Consider the following 20,689-nt stretch of genomic DNA (forward strand, 5'->3'; position numbering starts at 1 on the left):
TAGGGGTTAATTCATGCTGTCCACTTCGCCCCGATGGCGAAAACTCGTGATCGGCGCACTGGCGGGCGTGCTCGCCGTCGGCGCGGTCACCTACCAGGGGTCGAGCACCGAGGCGTACGCCGACGTGCAGACCTTCACCGATTCGAAGACCGCCTCCGACGGCAAGCAGTACTGGGTGAAGAACCACCTGGTCGGCGGCCAGCAAACCGCTCGCGCGGCCGGGGAAAAGCGCAAGAAATGGCTGCTCGTCTGGGCCGGTGACGAGAACATCGCCGACACGCTGGTCAAGGACGTGAAGAACCTGCCGGGTTCGCTCGCCGGTGGCCTCGGCAAGGTGACCAATGCCTTGCCCGGCCCCGATTTCCTGGCCGTGATCGACGCGACCGAGGGCTCGAGCACCTACGGCAAGGTGGTCAACACCGCCACCGTCGGCCCGCTGGTGGAGAACGAGCCGCACCACATGCAGTACGTGTGGCACAAGGGCGACACGATCTACGCTGGCGCGTTGTTCGCCGCGGCGACCTACGCCTTCGACGTCAGCGCGTTGCCGGAGCTGAAGCTCAAGGGCATCAGCCTGCCGACCAACACCCTCGGCGGTTCGGTGCCCGACGCGTACTGGACGCTGAAGGACGGCACCGCCTACGGCACCTACATGGGCGGCCCGGTGGTGCCCGGTCCGTACGCCTACGCCAACGGGCAGGTCGCCGTCGGCAACGGGTTCGCCGGCAGTCCCGGCGCGCTGGTCCGGTTCGACCAGACCGGCAAGGTGCTGTCGCAGACCTCGGCGGCGACCCCGCAGGGCGACAACGCGAAGCTGTGCGCGAACCTGCCGCAGCTCGGGAAACCGACCTGTGCCAACCCGCACGGCATCCAGGCCCGCGAGGACCTGAACACGCTGGTCACCAGCGACTACGCGGAACCGCGCAACATCATCCTCGACCCGGTGAAGCAGCCGTCGCCGTACCTGCGGCGGCCGACCGTGCGGACCTGGGACATCACCGAGCGGGACAACCCGAAGCTGAAGGCGGTGTCCTACCTGCAGGACGGCCCCCGCGCCGATCCGGCGGACCCGCTGCACGCGGAGAGCCGCGCGGTGATGGAGACGACGGTGACCAACCTGCCCGGCCACAAGGGCGCGTTCGCCCAGACCATGCAGGGCGGTGCGGTGCACTACACGCCGGACATCACCGCCAAGGAACCGAAGTGGGTCGAGGTGTTCGACGACGGGGCCGCCAACAAGGCGATCCACGCCGGGAACGACTCGAACGGCGGTGGCTCGAACGGTGGCTGGATCCAGACCAGCCCCGACGACAAGTACCTGTACCGCGCGATTTCCGGGCGGGGCAAGGGCGCGCTGGGGCCGAACGACCCCGGCACCACCGGTGGGGTCTACGTGCTCGACATCCAGAAGCTGCTGGCCGCGGGCACCGACTTCCAGTGCAGGATCGACACCTTGGCCGAAGCGCAGACGGGCGGCGCGGAAAGCGACTGCCCGACCGTCGCCGGTGCCGCGCCGATCAACCCCGGCCAGCCCGCCGCGGGCCCGCACTGGGGTGCCTACGACAACTTCAAGCTCGGCGCCGACGGCTTCTACCACGAAACCAAGTCGCCGGAACGGATCGCGGTGTCGAACTACTTCGTCGCACGGTCCGGTTTGGATGGTGACCACAAGGTGAACATGCTGAACCTCGGTCCCGACGGCAAGGTCAGCGTGGACAACACCTTCAAGGACGAGTTCTCCGGTCAGGTGGGCATCAACTTCAACCGGAAGGACTGGCCGCACGGGTCGTTCGGCAACGCCAAACCGCACTCGGAGCTGTTCGTCATCGCCGACGCGGACGTCAGGTAGTTCGGGGGTACGGGGGTCGTCCCCCGTGCGGACAAAGGAGTAGGGGCCATGGACCACTCGCACATCGGCGTCACCGGGTCGGCCGGGGCCGACACCGCCGCGCTGCTGCTCCGGCTCGTGCTGCTGCTCGGCACGGCCTTCGTCGCCGGAACCGGGCTGCTGCGCCCGCTGGCGGACCGGATCCCGGCCAGGGTAACCGTGTTCACCTGGGTGCTGGCCGCGGTTTCGGCCGTGCTGGCGGCGGTTTCGGTACCGGTGCTGGACGTCAACGTGGTGGGCGCCGCGGTGCACGTGGTCCTGGTTCTCGCGGTGCCGTCGGCACTGGGCAGGCCGGGTCCGGCCCGCTGGTTGTCGGCGGCACTGATCCTGTTGCTGGTACTGGAAACCGCCGTCGGGCGGTCCGGGGTGGAATTCGCCGTCGACACCGTCTACGTGGCCGCCGCGGCCGCGTGGTTCGGGGTCACGGTGCTCTCCGTGGCCGTTCCGGCGGACCAGCTGCGCACCGACGCCCTGCGGCCGGGGCCGTTGTCGCTCACGCTCGGCGGGTTGCTCGTGCTCGCCGGTGCGGTGCGGCTGGCCACGTCCGGGATCGGCTTCGACCGCCGGGTCCACGAAAGCGCGTTCGGCATCGCGCTGCTCGTGGTGGTGGGACTGCCGTTGCTGGTCACGGCGGTGGCGGCGATCCGGCCGGGCCGGATCTACCGCTACGGCACGGTGGGCATCGTCGCGGGTTTTGTCGCCTTCAGCGCGCTGGCGGCGATCCCGCGGCCCGCCGAGCTGCCGGTCCCCGGGGTGCCGGTGCTCGGCGAGGCGTCACTCGGTGGTCAGCGGGTGCCGGTGCTGATCAGCCCGCAACGGCCGGGGCGCAATCTGGTGCACTTCCCGGCCAGCGCGGGGGACCAGCTCGACGTCGCGGTGCCCGGTGGCACGCCGGTCCGGGCGCTGCCCCGGGCCGGGGCCGAGGGCACCTGGGCGGAGATCGACCTGCCCGCCGGGCGCAGCGAGGTGCTGCTGCGCGCCGGTGCGGCGGAGTCCACTGTGGACGTGGACACCGGTGACCAGCCGGGGTTCGCGTCGGCGTCCGGGGTGGACGGTCCCGAATGCGCCAGCGCCGCGCTGGGCGGGTTGATCACCGGCCGTCGTGACGTGCTCGGCTCGTGCCCGGCCGACGCATTGTCCAATGAGGACGCCGACGCGTTGCGAAAACTGGTCACCTTCCTGGATTCCCGTGGTGCGAAGGGAATCACGCTGAAGGCCGACGACTCCCCGCGCGGGGTGGCGGCGGCCGAGGTGGTGCGGGAGGCGGCGGCCGCGGCCGGGCTGCGGATCGACGCCGACCAGCAGCCGGAGAACGCGCTGGTCGCGGTGTCCGGCTGGGCCGAGGCGCACCGGGCGCTGACCACCGCCGGGGCGCAACAGGCGGAGAGCCCGGTCTACGCGCACGGGCTCTACCTCGCGCCGTGGCTGCTCAACACCCCGCTGGCGACCTCGGTGACCACCACCTCGGTGCCGCTGCGGTTCGACCCGCGGGAGCAGCTGCCGGTGAGCTACGCGGTCGCCGTCGGGAACGCGTTCGGCGGCGAAAGTCCCACCATGGCCGGGTTCCACACCTGGCTGGGCACGCAGTCCGTCGAGGGTGAGGTGCAGATCTACGCCGCCGCGCAGGTGACGGTGATGCCGATGGGGCCCGGTGAGGCGCACGCGCCGGGCATGCCGATGACCGAAGAGCTGGCCGGGCAGTGGGTGCCGAAGGCGACCGTGGTCCCGGTGAGCCTGCCGCTGCTCGCCTGAGCGCGGCTTTTGATGGGAGTCCTTGGAGGAGAGATGAAGAAGCTGGTTTCACGGGTGCTGGTGACCGGCGTCGCGGTGGCGGCGTTCTCCGGTGCCGCGGGCGGGGTGGCCTCGGCCGCGGACAGCACGCCGATCTGGGTGCTGCCGGGCGTGGACCTCGGTCCCGTGCTCGACCCGACGATCGGGGTGCCCGGTGGGCTGGCCCCGGTGTTCGACCTGCTCAAGCTGATCGGTGCTTGATTTTTTGTCGCATAAGGAGGAAGTCATGAAGAAGTCCCTCGCCCGCGGGGTGGCCGCGGCCGTGCTGTACGGGATCGCGCTGGTCGGTGTCGCCGCGCCGGCGCTCGCCGACCCGGTGATCGTCGACGAGCCGGACACCAGTGAGCTGAACAACATCTGGACGTTCGCGCCGCTGGGGGTTCCGGTGCTCGGGCTGGTGCAGTCCGTGGTGAAGGCGCCGAACAACCTCATCCCGAACTGACGCCGGCGTCCCCGGGGTTCACGCCACCTTGCCGCGCTCGCGCAGGGCGAGCAGGGCGAGCGGGACCCCGGGGATGAGCAGTGCCACGCCGAAGAGCGTCATCAGCGTGGCCGACCAGGTGCTCTCGTAGACCGGGTAGGGCCACATCGGCGCGACGGAGACGGGGATGGTGTCGGCTTCTGCGGGCAAAAGCCCGAAGTCGAACCACCAGGAGCGGTCGACGAAGACGCGGGTGCCGTCGAGGAGGTACTCGCCGCTGACCGTGCGGGGTGCGCCGTCCTCGAAGGTGCTGGTGTCCTCGGTGGCGGTGACCAGGAGATCGACGTTGTGGTCGAGGCCGACGAGGCTGCTGAGGCCGTTGAGGATGAGGTTGGCGGCGGGGATGCAGAAGGCGAGGGCGCCGATGGCGAGGAGGACCGCGGGCCAGATCGGGGGGAGGTTGTCGTCGTTGGCGCGCTTGCGGCGGGCGCGGCCGAGGACCTGGGACAGGAAGATCACCACGAAGGGGAGCACCACGAAGATCGCCAGGACGGTGATGGTGCCGGACAGCCCGGCGCCCGCTACCAGCCAGAACAAACTGGTCGCGACCACGAGCACCCAAACCGCTACGGCCAGCGGCTTTCGCCCGCGAACGCCGACCCGGCCGCGAAGCCAGCCGAGCACCCCCGCCAGCGCATACCCCGCGACGACGAAGGCGGGTAGGTAGTCCTTGAACGTCACGCCTTCCCCCTTCCTCCTGCGATCACCGCTCCACAAGAGCGCCCATCCAAATCAAGAGCACCGCTCTCCATCGAGAGCACCAATCCCACCTCAGAGCGCCGCTCTAGCCGGTTTCACGCCGACCTCTCCGCCATCCCCACCATCAGCGAGACCACCTCCGCCGCCTCCACCGACGCCGCCAAGACCGCCGACATCACCGGGACCGCCGGCATCACTGGCGCTCTCGCCGCCACCGCCGCCCCCGCGGACATCGTCGGGACGGCCGACATCACCGGGACCGGCGGGACACCCGAACCGCCCCGATGCCAACGGCCAGCAACGGCAGCCCGAACAAAACGACGCCGAGCAGAAAGCTCTGCGCCGCGGTCCCGAAGTCGGTGAACGGGCCGTACCACCCGCTCTCCAGGAACGGCAACCACGGCTCACCCCCGGCGAGCACCCGCGCCTCCGCCCCGAAGAAGTAGGCAACGGAGTTCACGAACGCCACCGCCCCGATGATCACCAGCGTCGCCAGCAGTGGGAGGAACCCCAGCACCAGCAGCACCAGCAACCCCCGCTCCACCACCCCCGGCCGAATCGCCGCCACATCCTCCGGTGCCCCGCCCCGCCGAACCGCCGCAGTCTCTTCCGGCGCCTTGTCCCGCCGAATCGCCGCAGTCTCTTCCGCCGCCTTGCTCCGCCGAATCGCGGCCGCCTCTTCCGACGGCCCGCCCTGCTGGGTCGCCGCCGTTCCCGACGGTGGGCCACCTGGCGAGGTCCCCGCAGCTTCCTCCGGTGCTGTGTCCGGGTGGGCTGCCGCGCTCTCGTCCGGCGGCGCAGCGCTCGCCGTCGTCTCCAGGTAGCGACTGGGGGCTGACCTGCCCTCCCCGGCCACGTTCAGCGGCGGCATCCGATACGCCAACTCGACCAGCAGGTCCGCATGGCGCAGCACGTTCGCATCCAGCTCACCCGCCGATTCACTGCTCAGCACCCCCTCCGCCAGCACGATCGGCGTGCTCACCTTCCGCCCCGCCAGCCAGTGCAGGCTTTCGCGGGGTAAAGCAGCCCGGGCGAACGGCGCATCTTCGGTGAACAGCGTGTACATCCGGTCGAACTCCGCGACGCCGGTGGCGACCGGCTCCCCGCCACGCGCCCAATCCCGCTCCTGCGACTTCGGCACGATGGCCAGCTGCGGCCCGACCGGCACCGCCAGCTGCACCACGCGGTACGGCACCGTGTCCTGCACCGGATCGTCGCCCTGCATTCGGCGGGTGGTGACCGTGTGCCGAAAGGCGACGAACCGCTGCCCCCGGTACCCGAAGCCGGAAAGCTCCTCGGGTCGAAGCGGCTCCCCGGTGTTCCAATACACGAACGAACCGAAATCCGGCTCTTCCGCCCGCCTCCGCAGCACCCGGTCGAATTCGCGGCGCTTGCGGCTTTTCACCGCGCGCCCGTAGAACACCGCCGAGGCCACGCCGACCGCGAGGCCGCCACCGACCCCCGCCGCGAAGACCGTCCCCGAAATCAGCGCCATCGACTCAGATGTCCAGCTTGTCGCTGGTCTCCTCGTGGCTCTGCTCGTCGCCGATCGCGCCGGCGTCGCTCGCCTTCTTGCCCGCCTTGGCGTGGCTGATGCCCTTCGCGAACAGGTCGTTCACGATCGCGCCCGGTTTGACGCCCTCACCCGAGCTGTCCCCGAAGTTGCTCGGGTTGATGCCGACGGTCGCCTTCGGGATTTCCTTGAGGCCCTTCATCCCGGCTTCCTTCAACCCGGTCAGCACGGACTTCCCGAGCGTCTCGCCGTACCCCGCGCCCTTCTCCAGCCCGATCTTGCCGACCCGGTCGAGCGCGGCCTGGTTGTTCTTGAGCGACTTGAGGAAACCGTCCGCCTTGACCTTCGCCAGGCTGTCCTTCAGCTTCGCCCAGAACTCCTTGATCTTGTCGAGCAGCTTGCGCAGCATCTGCACGATCTTGTTGCCCTTGGACACGCTGCTCGCGCCCTTGGCCGCCGAGGCGGTGCTGGCGGCGGCGGTCGACGCGCCCGCGGTGGGCACGGCGGCGGCCAGCGCCGGGATCCAGATGGTGATCAGCCAGGTCACCAGCTCGGTGATGATGGCCATGATGACCTGCTTGACGATGGTCATCAGCATGCTCGACAACTGCAGGATCTCGCTGACGTTCCCGGACTTCGCCGCCACGCCCTCGATGCCGCTGGCGAACTCGCCCAGCCGCTTCTTCGCCGCGTCACTGGCTTCGCCGGTCCACTCCTGCAGCGTCTCGTCGGCGTTCTTCACCAGGTCCTGGCTCATCCGGACCATGCTCTCGCCGATGGCCTTGAAGTTGCCCGCGCCCTGCGACAGTCCCTCCGGATCCCCGCTGACCAGCTCGATCGCGTCCTCCAGCGGCTGGAAGATGCTGACCAGGAAGCTCAGTCCCTGCCCGACCAGCCAGCCGATCGGATCGGTGGCGATCTCCTGCGCGGTGCTGCCGATGGACTGGATGAAACCGGTGGTGTCGGTGATCACCGTGCCCGCGGCGAGCGCGATGTCACCGGCGTCCTTGCTCTCGAACGCGCCCTTGACGTCCTTGACCAGCGTGTAGCCCTTGCTGATCGGCGCCGGCGCGGCACCCATCGCCTGGTCGAAGTTGTTCTCGCCGGTCTTGATCGACAGGCCCTTGTCGTACTCGCTGGTCTTCGTGGTCTCAGCCATTGCCGCCCCCCGACGCCGAACCGCCCGTGTTGATCTCGTTCAGCAGGTCGCTGAAGCCCTTCGCGAAGTCCTGGTCGGTCGACTGGTACGCCTGCGAGGCGCGCTCGAACTTCGTCGACAGCGCCAGCACGCCCTCGTTGAGCTGGCCGAGCAGGTCGTTCAGCTCGGCCAGCATGGTGGAGTAGTTGTCCTTGGTCATCAGCCCGACCAGCCCCCAGGACTTGTCGGCGACATCCGATTCGGTGACCTTGCTCTTGAGGTCGTTGCCCCAGCCCTCGTACTTGGTCAGGTCCGCGCTGAAGTCCTTCAGGCGCTCGTGCTTGGCGTTGAAGCCGCTTCCGTCCGGCATCAGCGGTCGTCCTCCTCGAACAGGTTCTTCAGGAACGCGTCACCCTGGGAACCGCCACCGGCTTGCGACGGCCCCGGCCGCGGCGGCTCGTCGGAGGCGCTGAGGAACGTCTGCTCCGAGAAGTCCTCGTGCTCGTCACGCGGGCGCCGGGCCGGTGCGGTTTCTTCTTCCGCGAGCTTGGACCGCAGCGCCTCCGGTGTGGTTCCGAAAAGTTCGGCCTGGGTTTCCAGCACCCGTTCGGTGGCGCCGAGCTCACCACCCATGTGGGCGTCGACGATCACCGCCTGCTTCCGCGCGGATTCGGCGACGGCGGCCTGCAGCGTCTGCATGAGCGCGGCCGAAAGCGCCTGCGGTCGCTGGCGCATCGCTTCCTCGGTGAGCCGGATTTCCTTCACCGCACCACCCGGTCCGGTGACCACGGTGACCGACCGGTCCGGGGAACTGGCGGTGGCCTCGAGTTCGCTGATCTCCGCCTGCATGCCCCCGATGTTCGCCAGGCGTTCATCCACGTTCTTGAGCCCGGCCTGGAACTCTTCGAACTTCGCGACGAGTTGGTCGAATTCCGCCGACATCGGCCCCTCCAGCTGCTGTTTTCGCCTGACGACGCGGCTGATTGTCGTACAAATGGAGCAGTACCGCCCAGCGATTCACCGGAATCGTTCCCCCAGGTTCTAGGCTGCTGCGGTGAGCAGCGGATCCACCAAGGGACAGCCGATGATCGAGACCCGTCATCAGACCGAACTGCTGGCCCTGTTGCGGGACGAGGGCCCGATGTCCCGGGTGGAACTGGGCGAGCGGCTGGAACTGCCGCGGGCGCGGGTCGCCGCCGAAGTGACCCGGCTGGGGGAGCTGGGACTGGTCGAGGTGGCCGGTCCGTCGGCGAGCCGGGGTGGGCGGCGCTCGACGCTGCTGCGGCTCGCCGGGGATCTCCGCATCCTCGGTGTGGACGTCGGTGCGACTTCGGTCGGCGTCGCCGTCACGGACGCGGCGTGCGAGGTGCTCGGGTACACGGTCGAGGACTGCGACATCCGGCAAGGGCCGCACGCGGTGCTGAGCCGCGTCGTGGAGTTGGCGGAGAAGGTGCGCGAGGAGGCGCCGGGCCGGTTGCTCGCCGCCGGGATCGGGCTGCCGGGGCCGGTGAGCTTCGCCGAGGGCATGCCGGTGGCGCCGCCGATCATGCCCGGCTGGGACCGGTTCGCCGTGCGGGACCACCTCGGCGGGTTGCTGCACTGCCCGGTCGCGGTGGACAACGACGTGAACGCGATGGCGCTCGGTGAACGGCACTCCGGGGTGGCGCGCTCGCTGGACGACCTGATCTTCGTGAAGGTCGGCACCGGGATCGGCTGCGGCATCGTGCTCGGCGGGAAGGTCTACCGCGGGGTCGCGGGCACGGCCGGGGACATCGGCCACATCCGGCTCGACGACTACGGGCCGACGTGCGCCTGCGGTGAGGTCGGCTGCCTGGAGGCGTACTTCGGCGGTTCGGCCCTCGCGCGCGACGCGCTCACGCTGGCGCGCAGCGGGCGGTCGGCGTTCCTGGCCGGGGTGCTCGCGGAGAAGGGTGAGGTGAACGCGCACGACGTGGGCCTCGCCGCGGCCTCGGGCGACTTCGGCGCGGTGAACCTGATCCGCGACGGCGGCCGTCGGCTCGGGCAGGTGGTGGCTTCGCTGGTCAGCTTCATCAACCCGGGCATGGTGGTGATCGGCGGCGGTGTGGCGCAGCTGGGGCACCAGCTGCTGGCGGAGGTGCGGAGCGCGGTGTACCGGCGCTCGCTGCCACTGGCCACCGGGAACCTGCCGATCGTGTTGTCCGAACTGGGCGACACCGCGGGCGTCATCGGCGCCGCCTGGTCCGCCGCGGACCGCGCCTTCACCCTCTCCTCCTGACCAGCCACCCCTGACCTGGGGAACCTGCTTTTGCCCGCAGAAGCAGGTTGCCCGGGTTTGTCACGCCTGGTGATCGTTGTGGGTTGAGGCGTGACCGTGGGTTAGTTTCTCGCCGTCGCGAGCGCCGGTGGGAAACGGCAGCGGCGTACATGCTTTTGAACGTTGTGAACGAAAGTAGGTACGTAACGAACTGGTCTAATCGGGTGGATTGACAAAAGATGGCTGGTTCTTCACCTTGACGAGTGAACTTTGCCACCTTACTTTCGCTGGCGACACTACAAAGTGGAGGCAAGGTGGCCATGGGCGTGAGCGTGCAGGCTGAGCAGATCAGCCAGCGCACGGCGAACCTCGCCGGCCTCCTTCGCGCGCTCCGGCGCGGCCCGCGGTCGCGGTCGCAGCTGGCCGCCCACTCCGGTCTCTACAAGGCCACCGTCTCCAGCCTCGTCACCGAGCTCGGCGACCGCGGCCTGGTCCGCCCGGCCGGGCTCCGCAACGGCGGGCACGGCAGGCCCAGCCAGCTGGTCGAACTCCGCGGCGAGGCGGCTTACGGACTCGCGCTGCGCGTGGAGGCCGACGGCTTCTCCGCGATGAGCATGGACCTCGCCGGCGTGCCGCTGGCCAGCCGCGCGAGCGTCGCCGACGTGGCCCAGCTCGGGCTCGAACGCGGCATGGACGAGCTCGCCGCTCTCGCCGAAGCCGTCTGCGCGGACCTCGACGGGCCGCCCATCGGCGTCGCGGTGTCGGTGCCCGGCCTGGTCGACACCGACTCCCAGGTCCTCCGGTTCGCCCCGGCGCTGCGCTGGCGCGACGCCGGCCTCGCCGACCTCATCGCCGCCCGCCTCGGCGTCGACCTCGCCGGGGTCGTCGTCGAGAACGAAGCCAACCTGGGCGCGTTCGCCGAGGTCCTCGAAGGCCCCGGTGTGCGGGAGCTGTTCTACCTCAGTGGCGGCATCGGCGTCGGCGGCGGACTCGTCTCGAGCGGCTCGGTCCTCCGCGGGTCACGAGGTTTCGCGGGCGAAATCGGGCACATCACCATCGACGCGATGGGGGACGCCTGCTCCTGCGGCCGCACCGGCTGCCTGGAGACCAAGGCCGGGTTCCCCGCCCTGCTGCGTGCCGCCGCCTCGCCGCCGGACTCGCTGCACGACCCCACGCTCGGCGTCGACGCCAGGGTGATCGCGCTCCGCGACCGCATCCGCAGCGGAGACCAGCGCGCCGCGGCCGCCGTGCACGACCTCGGCACCGCGTTGAGCACCGCGCTCGCCACCGTGGTCGACCTGGTCGACCCGGAGGTGCTGGTGCTCGGCGGTTACTTCGCCGGCCTCGCCGAATGGCTGGTCGAGCCGATCCGGGTGGCGCTCGGCGCGCGGTCCACCGGCCCCGGCACCCGCTGCCGGGTGGTCGCCTCCACGCTCGGCACCTCGGCCGCCCTGCTCGGCGCGGCCCACCTGGCCACCGAACGCCTCTTCGCCGATCCCACCCTCGCCCCGACGGCCGCGAGCGGCTTCTGCGGGGAAAAGCAGGTTCGCGGGGTCGGGCGGGATGACGTGGAGAAATCGGAGGTCTCCTGATGAACGACTCCCCGTTGCTCTTGGTGCGCGGCGTGGTCAAGGTGTTCCCCGGCGTGCGTGCGCTGGACGGGGTCGACCTGGAGGTGGTGCCCGGTGAGGTGCACTGCCTGCTCGGCCAGAACGGTGCCGGCAAGTCGACGTTGATCAAGGTGCTCGCCGCCGCGCACCACCCCGACGAGGGTGAGCTGCACTGGCGCGGCGAGGTGGTCTCGCCCGCGAACCCGTCGGCCGCGCTCCGCCTCGGCATCGCCACCATGTACCAGGAGCTCGACCTGGTGCCCGGCCTCTCGGTCGCGGAGAACATCTTCCTCGGCCACGAACGCCAGCGCTTCGGCTTCACCAGGGTCGCCGAGCAGCGCGCCAGGGCGCAGGAGCTGATGGCCCGCCTCGGCCACCCGGAGATCCACCCCGGCACCGAGGTCGGCAAGCTCTCGGCCGCCCACCAGCAGCTCGTCTCGATGGCCCGCGCGCTCGCGCACGACGCCCGCCTGCTGGTGATGGACGAGCCGACCGCCGCGCTCGCCGGTGAAGAGGTGGACAACCTCTTCCGGATCGTCGAGGAGCTCACCGCCGACGGCGTCGCGATCGTCTACATCTCCCACCGCCTCGAAGAACTGCGGCGCATCGGCCACCGCGTGACCGTGCTCAAGGACGGCCGCACCGTGGCCCAGAACCTCGACGCCCGCGACACCCCGACCTCCGAACTGGTCGCCCTGATGGCGGGCCGCCGCGTCGAAACGGTCTTCGGGCCGACCCGCGAACCGCGGCCCGAAGGCACGCCCGAGGTGCTGCGCGTCGAGGGCCTCGCCCGCCGTGGCGAGTTCGAGGAGATCGGTTTTTCCGTGCACGCCGGGGAAGTGCTCGGCATCGCCGGTCTCGTCGGCGCCGGGCGCAGCGAAATACTGGAGACCATCGCCGGCGCGCGGAAAGCCGATTCCGGCAGCGTCCACGTCGACGGCAAGAGCGTGCGCAACGGCAGCGTGCACGCCGCCGTCCGCGCGGGCATCGGCCTCGCCCCGGAGGAGCGCAAGAGCCAGGGCCTGCTGCTCGACCTCCCGGTGGCGCACAACGTGACGCTGGCCAGCCTGTCGCGCTACGCCAAGCTCGGCTTCACCGACCGCGCCCGCGAACTCCGCGACTCCGGCGACACGCTGAAGCGGCTGGACCTGCGGCCCGCCGACCCGCGGCGCATCGCGCGCACGCTCTCCGGCGGCAACCAGCAGAAGGCGGTCCTCGCGCGCTGGCTGGTGCGCGGCTGCCGGGTGCTGCTGCTCGACGAACCGACCCGAGGGGTGGACGTCGGCGCGCGCGCCGAGCTCTACCGCCTCATCACCGAACTGGCCGAGACCGGAGTGGCGATCGTGCTGGTCTCGAGCGAGATCCCGGAGGTACTCGGTCTGGCCGACCGGGTCCTCGTCCTCCGCGAAGGCCGGGTGCTGGCCGACCGGCAGGCGAACGAGCTCACCGAGGCCGGGGTGCTCGACCTGATCCTCGAGGGGAGTGCGGCATGACCGAACAGACCGAATCGCGGCCGATCAACACGGAGCCGGACCCGCCGCCGGCACCGCCGGCGGCCAAGAAGAACGGTTCCGGCTTCCCGCTGGACTTCCGGCTGATCGGGCTCACCGGGGTGCTGGTGGTGCTGTGCCTGGTCGGCTACTTCACCCGCCCCGAGGTCTTCTTCACCGAAGGCAACATCTCCACCATCCTGCGGCTGGCCGCGGCGATCGGCGTGGTCAGCGTCGGCATGACCTTCGTGATCATCAGCGGCGGCATCGACCTGTCCGTCGGCTCGATCGTCGCGCTCTCCAGCGTCTGGCTGACCACGCTGGCCACCCAGTCCTACGGCCCGGTCGTGATGGTGATCTGCGGCCTCGCGGTCGGCCTCGGCTGCGGCCTGGTCAACGGATTGCTGGTGTCGTACGGAAAAGTCGTGCCGTTCATCGCCACGCTGGCGATGTACGCCTCGGCGCGCGGGCTCGCCGAGCGGCTCAGCGGCCGCAAGACCCAGGTGGTCGGCGAGACCAGCTTCCTCGACTTCTTCCGCGGCGACATCCTCGGCATTCCGGTGCTGATCTGGATGTTCGCGCTGGTCTTCGGCGTCGGCTGGGTGGTGCTCAACCGGACCACCTTCGGCCGCCGCACCTACGCCGTCGGCGGCAACGCCGAAGCCGCTCGCCTCGCGGGCATCAACGTCAAGCGCCACACCGCGCTGGTCTACGCGGTGGCGGGACTGTGCTGCGGGGTCGCGGCGCTGATGGTGGTCGCCCGGACCACCGCCGGGGCCTCCACCAACGGCATGTTCTACGAGCTGGACGCGATCGCCGCGGTGGTCATCGGCGGCACGCTGCTCACCGGCGGCAAGGGCTCGCTGATCGGCACCCTGGTCGGCGTCCTGATCTTCACCGTGCTGTCCAACATCTTCACGCTCAACAACCTCGACACCGACATCCAGAACATCGCCAAGGGCGCGATCATCGTGCTGGCCGTCCTGCTGCGGTTCCGCGGTCGTGGGGAACGAAGCACCACCTAAACAACCAATGGAGGAGCAATGACGCAGTCCTTCCTGGCCCGCCGCGGGTTCCTGCTCGGCGCGGGTGCGGTCGGCGCCGGTGTGGTGCTGGCCGGCTGTACTTCGAACGAGCCGCCGGCGGCGGAGAACAACAACGCGCAGCCGGTGGCGGCGGGCTCGGGGGACAACGCCCAGCCCGGCAAGATGGTCACCGTCGGGTTCTCCGCGCCCGCCGCGGACCACGGCTGGATGGCCGCGATGACCACCAACGCCCGTGCCCAGGCGGAGAAGTTCTCCGACGTCACGTTCAAGCCCACCGAGGGCACGAACGACGTCAACCAGCAGATCGCCCAGGTGGAAACCCTGATCACGGCCAAGGTGGACGTGCTGGTCATCCTGCCGTTCGACGGCAAGGCGCTGACCGGCGTCGGCCAGCAGGCGATGGACGCGGGCATCCCGGTGATCAACGTGGACCGCGTGTTCGACACGCCGCTCGCCTACCGCACCTGGATCGGCGGCGACAACTACCGCATGGGCGTCAACGCGGGCAACTACATCGCCCAGCAGATGAAGGCCAAGGGCATCACCGCGCCGGTGATCGGCGAGGTGGCCGGCATCGACTCGCTGCCGCTGACCCAGGAACGCAGCCAGGGCTTCAAGGACGCGCTGACCCGCGCCGGTTTCGCCGTGGGCCCCCGGGTTTCCGCGCAGTTCACGCCGGAGTCCGGCGAGTCGCAGACGGCGAACCTGCTGCAGTCGGCCGCGAAGCTCGACGCGCTGTGGAACCACGACGACGACCAGGGCGTCGGCGTGCTCGCCGCGGTCGAGAACGCCAACCGCAGCGAGTTCATCATGGTCGGCGGCGCCGGTTCGAAGAACATGATGAACCACATCAAGTCCGACGCGAACCCGGTGAAGGCGACGGTGCTCTACAGCCCGTCGATGGCCTCCTCGGCGATCGCGCTGGCCAGGCTGCTCGGGCAGGCGAAGGGCGTCGGCGACCTCGCCGAGCACGAGATCCCCTCCGAGATCACCACCTATTCGGCCGTGGTCACCAAGGAGAACGTGGACCAGTACATGGACGTCGGCTTCGACTCGTAGCGAGCAGGTCGTCGGTCACAGCGCGGAGAACGGGGAAACAGCAATGAGTTCGGCAGGCGGGGAGCGCATCGGGGTCGGCTTGGTCGGGCACGCGTTCATGGGTGCGGTGCATTCGCACGCGTGGCGCAACGTGCACCGGATCTTCGACACCCCACTGACCCCGGTGCTCGCCGCCTTGGGCGGACGGGACGAAGCGAAAACGAAGGCCGCCGCGGCGAAGTACGGCTTCGCCGCGGTGGAAACGGACTGGCGCGACCTGATCGCCCGCGACGACGTGGGCCTGGTCGACGTCTGCACCCCCGGTGACTCGCACGCGGACATCGCGATCGCGGCACTGGAGGCCGGAAAGCACGTGCTGTGCGAGAAACCCCTCGCCAACACGGTGGAAGAGGCCGAGCGGATGGCCGCCGCGGCGCGGTCGGCGGCCACCCGCGGGGTGCGTTCGATGGTGGCGTTCAACTATCGCCGCGTGCCCGCGCTGGCGCACGCCCGCAAGCTCGTCGGCGACGGCGCGCTGGGTGAGATCCGGCACGTGCGCGCGACCTACCTGCAGGACTGGCTGTCCGACGCGCAGGCGCCGATGACCTGGCGGCTGCGCAGGGACAAGGCCGGTTCCGGCGCGCTCGGCGACCTCGGCGCGCACATCGTGGACGCGGCGCAGTTCGTCACCGGTGAGCTGATCACCGGGGTTTCCGCGCTCACCAACACCTTTGTCAAGCAGCGCCCGAGCGGCGACGGCTCGACGGGCGAGGTGACCGTCGACGACGCCGCGTTGTTCCTCGCGCGGCTGTCCGGCGGTGCGGTCGCCAGCTTCGAAGCCACCCGATATGCCTTGGGGCGCAAGAACGCGATGCGCCTGGAGATCAACGGGACCAAGGCCAGCATGGCGTTCGACTTCGAGTCGATGAACGAACTGTGGTGGCACGACGGATCCGCCCCGGACACCGAGGCGGGCTTCCGCCGGATCCTGGTCACCGAGCCCGGCCACCGGTACCTCGAAGGCTGGTGGCCGCCGGGGCACGGACTGGGCTACGACCACACCTTCACGCACGAGGTCGCGGACTTCCTGACCGCGATCGGCGAGGGCACCGACCCCGCCCCCGGTTTCGACGACGGCCTGTGCGTTCAGCAGGTCCTGCACGCGGTCGAGATCAGTGCCGCCGACGAGGCGCGCTGGACTCCGGTGGCCGGCACCACCGTCAGCACCGCCACGGCCGGGGGGAGGTGACCCCAGCCCTTTTCGTTCGGTCTCCTCGCTCGTACCGCCGCCACCCAAGGAAGTGTGTGTATTCGTCATGCGCGGATTGAGAAAACTCCGATCGGAAAGTCCACCCAAGCCCAGCCGGACCGCCATCCGGCTCGGGGTGCTGGCCCTCTCGGCGGCGACCGCCTTCAGCGGCAGCGCGCTCGCCACCGCGGCCCAGCCCGATGAAGTCGGTGCCCAGCACGAGGAAGCCAGCGTGCTGGTCTTCTCGAAGACCGCCGGGTTCCGGCACGACTCGATCCCCGCCGGGATCGCCGCCATCCAGCAACTCGGCGCCGACAACCACTTCTCCGTCGAAGCCACCGAGGACGCCGGTGCCTTCACCGACACCAACCTGGCCCGCTTCGACGCGGTGATCTGGTTGTCCACCACCGGGGACGTGCTCAACCCCGAGCAGCAGGGCGCCTTCGAGCGCTACATCACCGCCGGGGGCGGGTACGCCGGCGTGCACGCCGCTTCCGACACCGAGTACGACTGGCCGTTCTACGGCGACCTGGTCGGGGCGTACTTCAACTCGCACCCGCAGATCCAGCAGGCCACGGTCAACGTCGAGGACCGGCAGCATCCGTCCACTTCGGAGCTTCCGTACCAGTGGCCGCGGACCGACGAGTGGTACAACTACCGCGAAAACCCGCGCCAGGACGTGCACGTGCTCGCCTCGCTCGACGAGCAGAGCTACGACCCGGGCAACGGCGCCATGGGCGACCACCCGATCGCCTGGTGCCACACCAACTCCGGTGGCCGTTCCTGGTACACCGGCGGCGGGCACACCATCCAGTCCTACAGCGAGCCGGAGTTCCTCAACCACCTCAAGGGCGGCATCCTCTACGCCAGCGGGCTGGCCGAGGGCGATTGCTCCACAGAGGACCCCGGAACCGGTGAGCCGGGCGACGCCGACTTCGACCAGATCACCCTGGCCAAGGGCGAGGAGAAGACCGGCGAGCCGATCGCGCTGGCCGTGCTGCCCAACCGCGACGTGATCCACACCTCGCGCGACGGCCGCGTCTGGTACACGACTTCGGGCGCCACCACCTCGCTGGCCGCGCAGGTCCCCGTCTACAACCACGACGAGGACGGCCTGCAAGGCGTGGCGGTCGACCCCGACTTCGCCAACAACCGCTGGGTGTACCTCTACTACGCGCCCACGCTGAACACGCCCGCCGGGGACGCGCCGGAGAACGGCACCGCCGCCGACTTCGAGCCGTTCAAGGGCTACAACCAGCTTTCGCGGTTCAAGCTGAGCGAGGACAACACGCTCGACCTGGGCAGTGAGCAGCAGATCCTCCAGGTTCCCGCCGAACGCGGCATCTGCTGCCACGCCGGCGGTGAGATCGACTTCGACGCCGCGGGCAACCTGCTGCTGTCCACCGGTGACGACTCGAACCCGTTCGCCTCGGACGGCTACACCCCGATCGACGAGCGCGACACCCGCAACCCGGTCTTCGACGCGCAGCGGACCTCCGGCAACACCAACGACCTCCGCGGCAAGCTGCTGCGCATCAAGGTCGGTGCCGACGGTGGCTACACCGTGCCCGAGGGCAACCTGTTCGCGCCCGGCACGGACAAGACCAAGCCCGAGATCTACGCGATGGGCTTCCGCAACCCGTTCCGGTTCTCCGTGGACAAGGAGACCGGCTGGATCTACCTCGGTGACTACGGTCCGGACGCCGGTGCGGCCAACCCCGCCCGCGGGCCCGGCGGCACCGTCGAGTTCAACCTGATCAAGGGGCCGGGCAACTTCGGCTGGCCGTACTGCGTCGGGGACAACCAGCCGTTCATCGACTACGACTTCGCCACCGGCCAGTCGGGTCAGGCGTTCGACTGCGCGGCCCCGAAGAACACCAGCCCGCACAACACCGGCCTGGTCGACCTGCCCCCGGTGCAGCCGGCCTGGATCCCCTACGACGGCGGATCGGTGCCCGAGTTCGGCACCGGCGGCGAGTCGCCGATGGGCGGCCCGACCTACCGGTTCGACCCGGCGCTGGAGAACACCACGAAGTTCCCCGAGTACTACGACGGCAAGAACTTCGCCTACGAGTGGGACCGCGGCTGGATCAAGGAGATCGCCGTCGGCGCCAACGGCGAGCGCGGCGAGATCAAGCCGTTCTTCGACTCGATGGAGCTGGTCCGGCCGATGAACATCGAGTTCGGCCCGGACGGTTCGCTGTACGTGCTGGACTACGGCACCGGCTACTTCGGCGGTTCCGCGGAGTCGGCGGTCTACCGGATCGACTACACCAAGGGCAACCGCACGCCCGAGGTGAAGGTGACCGCGGACAAGACCTCCGGTCCCGCCCCGCTCACGGTCAGCTTCGACCCGGCGGGCACCACCGACCCGGACGGCGGTGACCTGACCTACGCCTGGGACTTCGACGGCGACGGCACCACCGACTCCACCGAGGAGGGTGTGGTCTCGCACACCTACGCCACCGCCGGGCAGTTCACCGCGAAGCTGTCGGTGACCGACCCGACCGGGCTGACCGGGGCGGCGAGCGTGGTGGTCACCGCGGGCAACACCGCACCGACGGTGACGCTGGACGCGCCGGTGAACGGCGGCTTCTTCGGCTTCGGCGACAAGGTGCCGTTCAAGGTCACCGTCACCGACCCCGAGGACGGGCCGGTCGACTGCGCGAAGGTCAAGGTCGAGTACATCCTCGGCCACGACAACCACGGTCACCCGCTGAGCCAGGCGACCGGGTGCGAGGGGGTCATCGAGACCCCGGCCGACGAGGGCCACGGGCTCGACGCCGACATCTTCGGCGTGATCAACGCCAGCTACACCGACAACGGTTCGGGCCAGGTGCCGCCGCTGACCGGTTCGGCGGAGAACGTCCTGCAGCCCAAGCTCAAGCAGGCCGAGTTCTTCACCGAGAACAACGGCACGCAGATCGTGGCCGCGGCCGGGGCCAGCGGTGGCAAGCGCGTCGGCTACATCGACGCGGGCGACTGGATCCAGTTCAGCCCGGTGAACCTGACCGGCGTCACCGGCATCGGCTACCGCGTCAGCTCCGGCGGCGCGGGCGGCACCATCGAGGTGCGCTCGGGTGCGGTGGACGGCCCGGTGGTCCAGACCGTGCCGGTGCCGAGCACCGGCGGCTGGGACACCTACGTCGACCTGCCCCCGGCGCCGATCACCGACCCCGGTGGCACCAAGCCGCTGTTCCTGGTGTTCAGCGGCACCGGCACCGGCGGGCTGTTCGATGTGGACGCGATCAACGTCCAGGGTCCCGGGGTGGCGCAGCCGGTGGTCACCGCCTGCGAGCCGGCCACGCCCGAGGCGGGGTACACCACCCTGCTCGACGGCACCGAGGCCAGCATGGCGAACTGGAAGATGGCCGGTCCCGGTTCCTTCGAACTGCAGGCCGACTGCAGCTGGAAGACCGTCGGTGGCATGGGGCTGCTGTGGCACCAGGAGGAGTTCAACGCCTACAGCCTGAAGCTGGACTGGAAGCTGGCCGGGGACGACAACTCCGGTGTGTTCGTCGGCTTCCCCGACCCCGGCAACGACCCGTGGGTCGCGGTCAACCAGGGCCAGGAGATCCAGATCGACGCCACCGACGCCCCCGACCGCACCACCGGTGCGATCTACGGGTTCAAGGGCGCCGACATCGCCAAGCGGGACGCCGCGCTGAAGCCGCCGGGTGAGTGGAACTCGTACGAGCTGGTGCTGGCCGGGCAGACGATCAAGGTCGTGCTGAACGGCGTGGTGATCAACGAGTACACCGAGACCGACCCGGCCCGTGACCTCTCGCAGGGCTTCATCGGCCTGCAGAACCACGGCAACGGCGACGACGTCTTCTTCCGCAACGTGCAGATCAAGGAACTGGACGTCACGGCACCGACGGTGGCGATCGGCGGGGCCACGCAGGGCGCGGTCTACGGCGACTCGGCCGACCTGGTGCTCGAACTGGACGCGCAGGACGAGGTCGGGGTCACCGAGGTGACCGCGACCCTGGACGGCGCCCCGGTGCGCGACGGTGACCTGGTCGCGCTGTACCGCCTGCCGCTGGGCTTCCACGACCTGACGGTGTCCGCTGTGGACGCCGCCGGGAACCGGACCAGCCAGAAGGTGCAGTTCGTCACCATCACCTCCGGCCGGGACGCGCAGCAGCTGCTCGATCGGTTCCGGGCGACCAGCCGGTTGTCGCTGACCGCCTACAACGAGCTGGGCAAGCAGCTCAAGAAGGCCAGGCAGGCCGAGGCGAACGGCAACGACACCAAGGCGGTCAAGGAATACCGCGCGTTCGCGGAGCTGGCGGCCAAGCCTGGCTTGGTCTCCGACGCCGAGGTGCGGGGCGTATTGGTTAGGGACGGTAACGAGTTGGCCCAGCGAATCGAATGGTCTATCGCGATCGCGCCTTCGGGTGGTTCCATCCGAAAGGTTTGACCACTCAGGGCCAACCCTGATCAGGACGGTGTGGGTGGCGACCTCGATCGGTCGTCACCCACACCGGGCCGCCGTTCTTTCGTGGAG

16 protein-coding genes are annotated in these 20,689 nt (G+C 69.8%); 11 read left to right on the forward strand and 5 right to left on the reverse strand.

What is annotated here, in order from left to right; genetic code table 11:
* Window positions 1-13 precede the first annotated feature (13 nt).
* Genes JYK18_RS15490 through JYK18_RS15505 form a run of 4 tightly spaced genes read left to right on the forward strand, consistent with a single transcriptional unit; the run spans window position 14 to window position 4,121 of the window.
* A complete protein-coding gene (locus JYK18_RS15490; protein ID WP_242579137.1) occupies window positions 14-1,849 on the forward strand; it encodes a selenium-binding family protein in 1,836 nt (611 codons plus the stop codon).
* Window positions 1,850-1,897: 48 nt separating this feature from the next.
* Window positions 1,898-3,640, forward strand: coding sequence for a hypothetical protein (locus JYK18_RS15495; protein WP_206802738.1), 1,743 nt, complete (start codon window positions 1,898-1,900; stop codon window positions 3,638-3,640).
* Window positions 3,641-3,673: 33 nt separating this feature from the next.
* A complete protein-coding gene (locus JYK18_RS15500; protein WP_206802739.1) occupies window positions 3,674-3,880 on the forward strand; it encodes a hypothetical protein in 207 nt (68 codons plus the stop codon).
* A 25-nt stretch (window positions 3,881-3,905) separates the two neighbouring features.
* On the forward strand, window positions 3,906-4,121 hold the full coding sequence (locus tag JYK18_RS15505) for a hypothetical protein (RefSeq protein ID WP_206802740.1): 216 nt from the start codon (window positions 3,906-3,908) through the stop codon (window positions 4,119-4,121).
* An 18-nt stretch (window positions 4,122-4,139) separates the two neighbouring features.
* On the opposite strand, the gene JYK18_RS15510 is transcribed toward JYK18_RS15505, so the two are convergent.
* From JYK18_RS15510 to JYK18_RS15530, 5 genes are all read right to left on the reverse strand, one after another.
* A complete protein-coding gene (locus JYK18_RS15510) occupies window positions 4,140-4,841 on the reverse strand; it encodes a hypothetical protein (RefSeq protein ID WP_206802741.1) in 702 nt (233 codons plus the stop codon).
* A 268-nt stretch (window positions 4,842-5,109) separates the two neighbouring features.
* Window positions 5,110-6,294, reverse strand: coding sequence for a hypothetical protein (locus tag JYK18_RS15515; protein WP_206802742.1), 1,185 nt, complete (start codon window positions 6,292-6,294; stop codon window positions 5,110-5,112).
* Window positions 6,295-6,358: 64 nt separating this feature from the next.
* Window positions 6,359-7,531, reverse strand: coding sequence for a WXG100 family type VII secretion target (locus JYK18_RS15520; protein WP_206802743.1), 1,173 nt, complete (start codon window positions 7,529-7,531; stop codon window positions 6,359-6,361).
* Window positions 7,524-7,880: an ESX-1 secretion-associated protein gene (locus JYK18_RS15525; RefSeq protein WP_206802744.1), complete on the reverse strand. Its 357-nt coding sequence runs from the start codon at window positions 7,878-7,880 to the stop codon at window positions 7,524-7,526. Before JYK18_RS15525 ends, JYK18_RS15520 begins: the two co-directional genes overlap by 8 nt.
* Window positions 7,880-8,452: a YbaB/EbfC family nucleoid-associated protein gene (locus JYK18_RS15530; RefSeq protein WP_206802745.1), complete on the reverse strand. Its 573-nt coding sequence runs from the start codon at window positions 8,450-8,452 to the stop codon at window positions 7,880-7,882. The genes JYK18_RS15525 and JYK18_RS15530 overlap by 1 nt, the downstream gene beginning before the upstream one ends.
* Before the next feature lie 142 nt (window positions 8,453-8,594).
* Here JYK18_RS15530 and JYK18_RS15535 point away from each other — a divergent pair, with 142 nt between their 5' ends.
* The 7 genes from JYK18_RS15535 (at window position 8,595) to JYK18_RS15565 (ending at window position 20,602) form a co-directional block, all read left to right on the forward strand.
* Window positions 8,595-9,767: an ROK family transcriptional regulator gene (locus JYK18_RS15535; protein WP_206804253.1), complete on the forward strand. Its 1,173-nt coding sequence runs from the start codon at window positions 8,595-8,597 to the stop codon at window positions 9,765-9,767.
* A 299-nt stretch (window positions 9,768-10,066) separates the two neighbouring features.
* The gene (locus JYK18_RS15540; RefSeq protein WP_206804254.1) at window positions 10,067-11,338 is read left to right on the forward strand and encodes an ROK family protein; all 1,272 of its coding nucleotides are present in this window, start codon (window positions 10,067-10,069) and stop codon (window positions 11,336-11,338) included.
* Window positions 11,338-12,849, forward strand: a complete 1,512-nt coding sequence (locus JYK18_RS15545) for a sugar ABC transporter ATP-binding protein (RefSeq protein ID WP_206802746.1) — start codon at window positions 11,338-11,340, stop codon at window positions 12,847-12,849. The genes JYK18_RS15540 and JYK18_RS15545 overlap by 1 nt, the downstream gene beginning before the upstream one ends.
* Window positions 12,846-13,871: an ABC transporter permease gene (locus tag JYK18_RS15550; protein ID WP_206802747.1), complete on the forward strand. Its 1,026-nt coding sequence runs from the start codon at window positions 12,846-12,848 to the stop codon at window positions 13,869-13,871. The genes JYK18_RS15545 and JYK18_RS15550 overlap by 4 nt, the downstream gene beginning before the upstream one ends.
* An 18-nt stretch (window positions 13,872-13,889) precedes the next feature.
* Window positions 13,890-14,951 (forward strand): substrate-binding domain-containing protein, encoded by a 1,062-nt coding sequence (locus tag JYK18_RS15555; protein ID WP_206802748.1) that lies wholly within the window; start codon window positions 13,890-13,892, stop codon window positions 14,949-14,951.
* A gap of 43 nt (window positions 14,952-14,994) precedes the next feature.
* Entirely contained in the window at window positions 14,995-16,179 is a 1,185-nt protein-coding gene (locus JYK18_RS15560; protein WP_206802749.1) for a Gfo/Idh/MocA family protein, read from the forward strand.
* A gap of 67 nt (window positions 16,180-16,246) precedes the next feature.
* Window positions 16,247-20,602, forward strand: coding sequence for a ThuA domain-containing protein (locus JYK18_RS15565; protein WP_206802750.1), 4,356 nt, complete (start codon window positions 16,247-16,249; stop codon window positions 20,600-20,602).
* Window positions 20,603-20,689 lie beyond the last annotated feature (87 nt).

Origin of the sequence: Amycolatopsis sp. 195334CR, from assembly GCF_017309385.1 — a bacterium.
Lineage (GTDB): Bacteria > Actinomycetota > Actinomycetes > Mycobacteriales > Pseudonocardiaceae > Amycolatopsis.

What these genes read in the sequence shown, in the direction of transcription:
- JYK18_RS15490 (WP_242579137.1), top strand. Translation starts at nt 14, where the DNA reads ATGCTGTCCACTTCGCCCCGATGGCGAAAACTCGTGATCGGCGCACTG.
- JYK18_RS15495 (WP_206802738.1), top strand. Translation starts at nt 1,898, where the DNA reads ATGGACCACTCGCACATCGGCGTCACCGGGTCGGCCGGGGCCGACACC.
- JYK18_RS15500 (WP_206802739.1), top strand. Translation starts at nt 3,674, where the DNA reads ATGAAGAAGCTGGTTTCACGGGTGCTGGTGACCGGCGTCGCGGTGGCG.
- JYK18_RS15505 (WP_206802740.1), top strand. Translation starts at nt 3,906, where the DNA reads ATGAAGAAGTCCCTCGCCCGCGGGGTGGCCGCGGCCGTGCTGTACGGG.
- JYK18_RS15520 (WP_206802743.1), bottom strand. Translation starts at nt 7,531, where the DNA reads ATGGCTGAGACCACGAAGACCAGCGAGTACGACAAGGGCCTGTCGATC.
- JYK18_RS15525 (WP_206802744.1), bottom strand. Translation starts at nt 7,880, where the DNA reads ATGCCGGACGGAAGCGGCTTCAACGCCAAGCACGAGCGCCTGAAGGAC.
- JYK18_RS15530 (WP_206802745.1), bottom strand. Translation starts at nt 8,452, where the DNA reads ATGTCGGCGGAATTCGACCAACTCGTCGCGAAGTTCGAAGAGTTCCAG.
- JYK18_RS15535 (WP_206804253.1), top strand. Translation starts at nt 8,595, where the DNA reads ATGATCGAGACCCGTCATCAGACCGAACTGCTGGCCCTGTTGCGGGAC.
- JYK18_RS15540 (WP_206804254.1), top strand. Translation starts at nt 10,067, where the DNA reads ATGGGCGTGAGCGTGCAGGCTGAGCAGATCAGCCAGCGCACGGCGAAC.
- JYK18_RS15545 (WP_206802746.1), top strand. Translation starts at nt 11,338, where the DNA reads ATGAACGACTCCCCGTTGCTCTTGGTGCGCGGCGTGGTCAAGGTGTTC.
- JYK18_RS15550 (WP_206802747.1), top strand. Translation starts at nt 12,846, where the DNA reads ATGACCGAACAGACCGAATCGCGGCCGATCAACACGGAGCCGGACCCG.
- JYK18_RS15555 (WP_206802748.1), top strand. Translation starts at nt 13,890, where the DNA reads ATGACGCAGTCCTTCCTGGCCCGCCGCGGGTTCCTGCTCGGCGCGGGT.
- JYK18_RS15560 (WP_206802749.1), top strand. Translation starts at nt 14,995, where the DNA reads ATGAGTTCGGCAGGCGGGGAGCGCATCGGGGTCGGCTTGGTCGGGCAC.
- JYK18_RS15565 (WP_206802750.1), top strand. Translation starts at nt 16,247, where the DNA reads ATGCGCGGATTGAGAAAACTCCGATCGGAAAGTCCACCCAAGCCCAGC.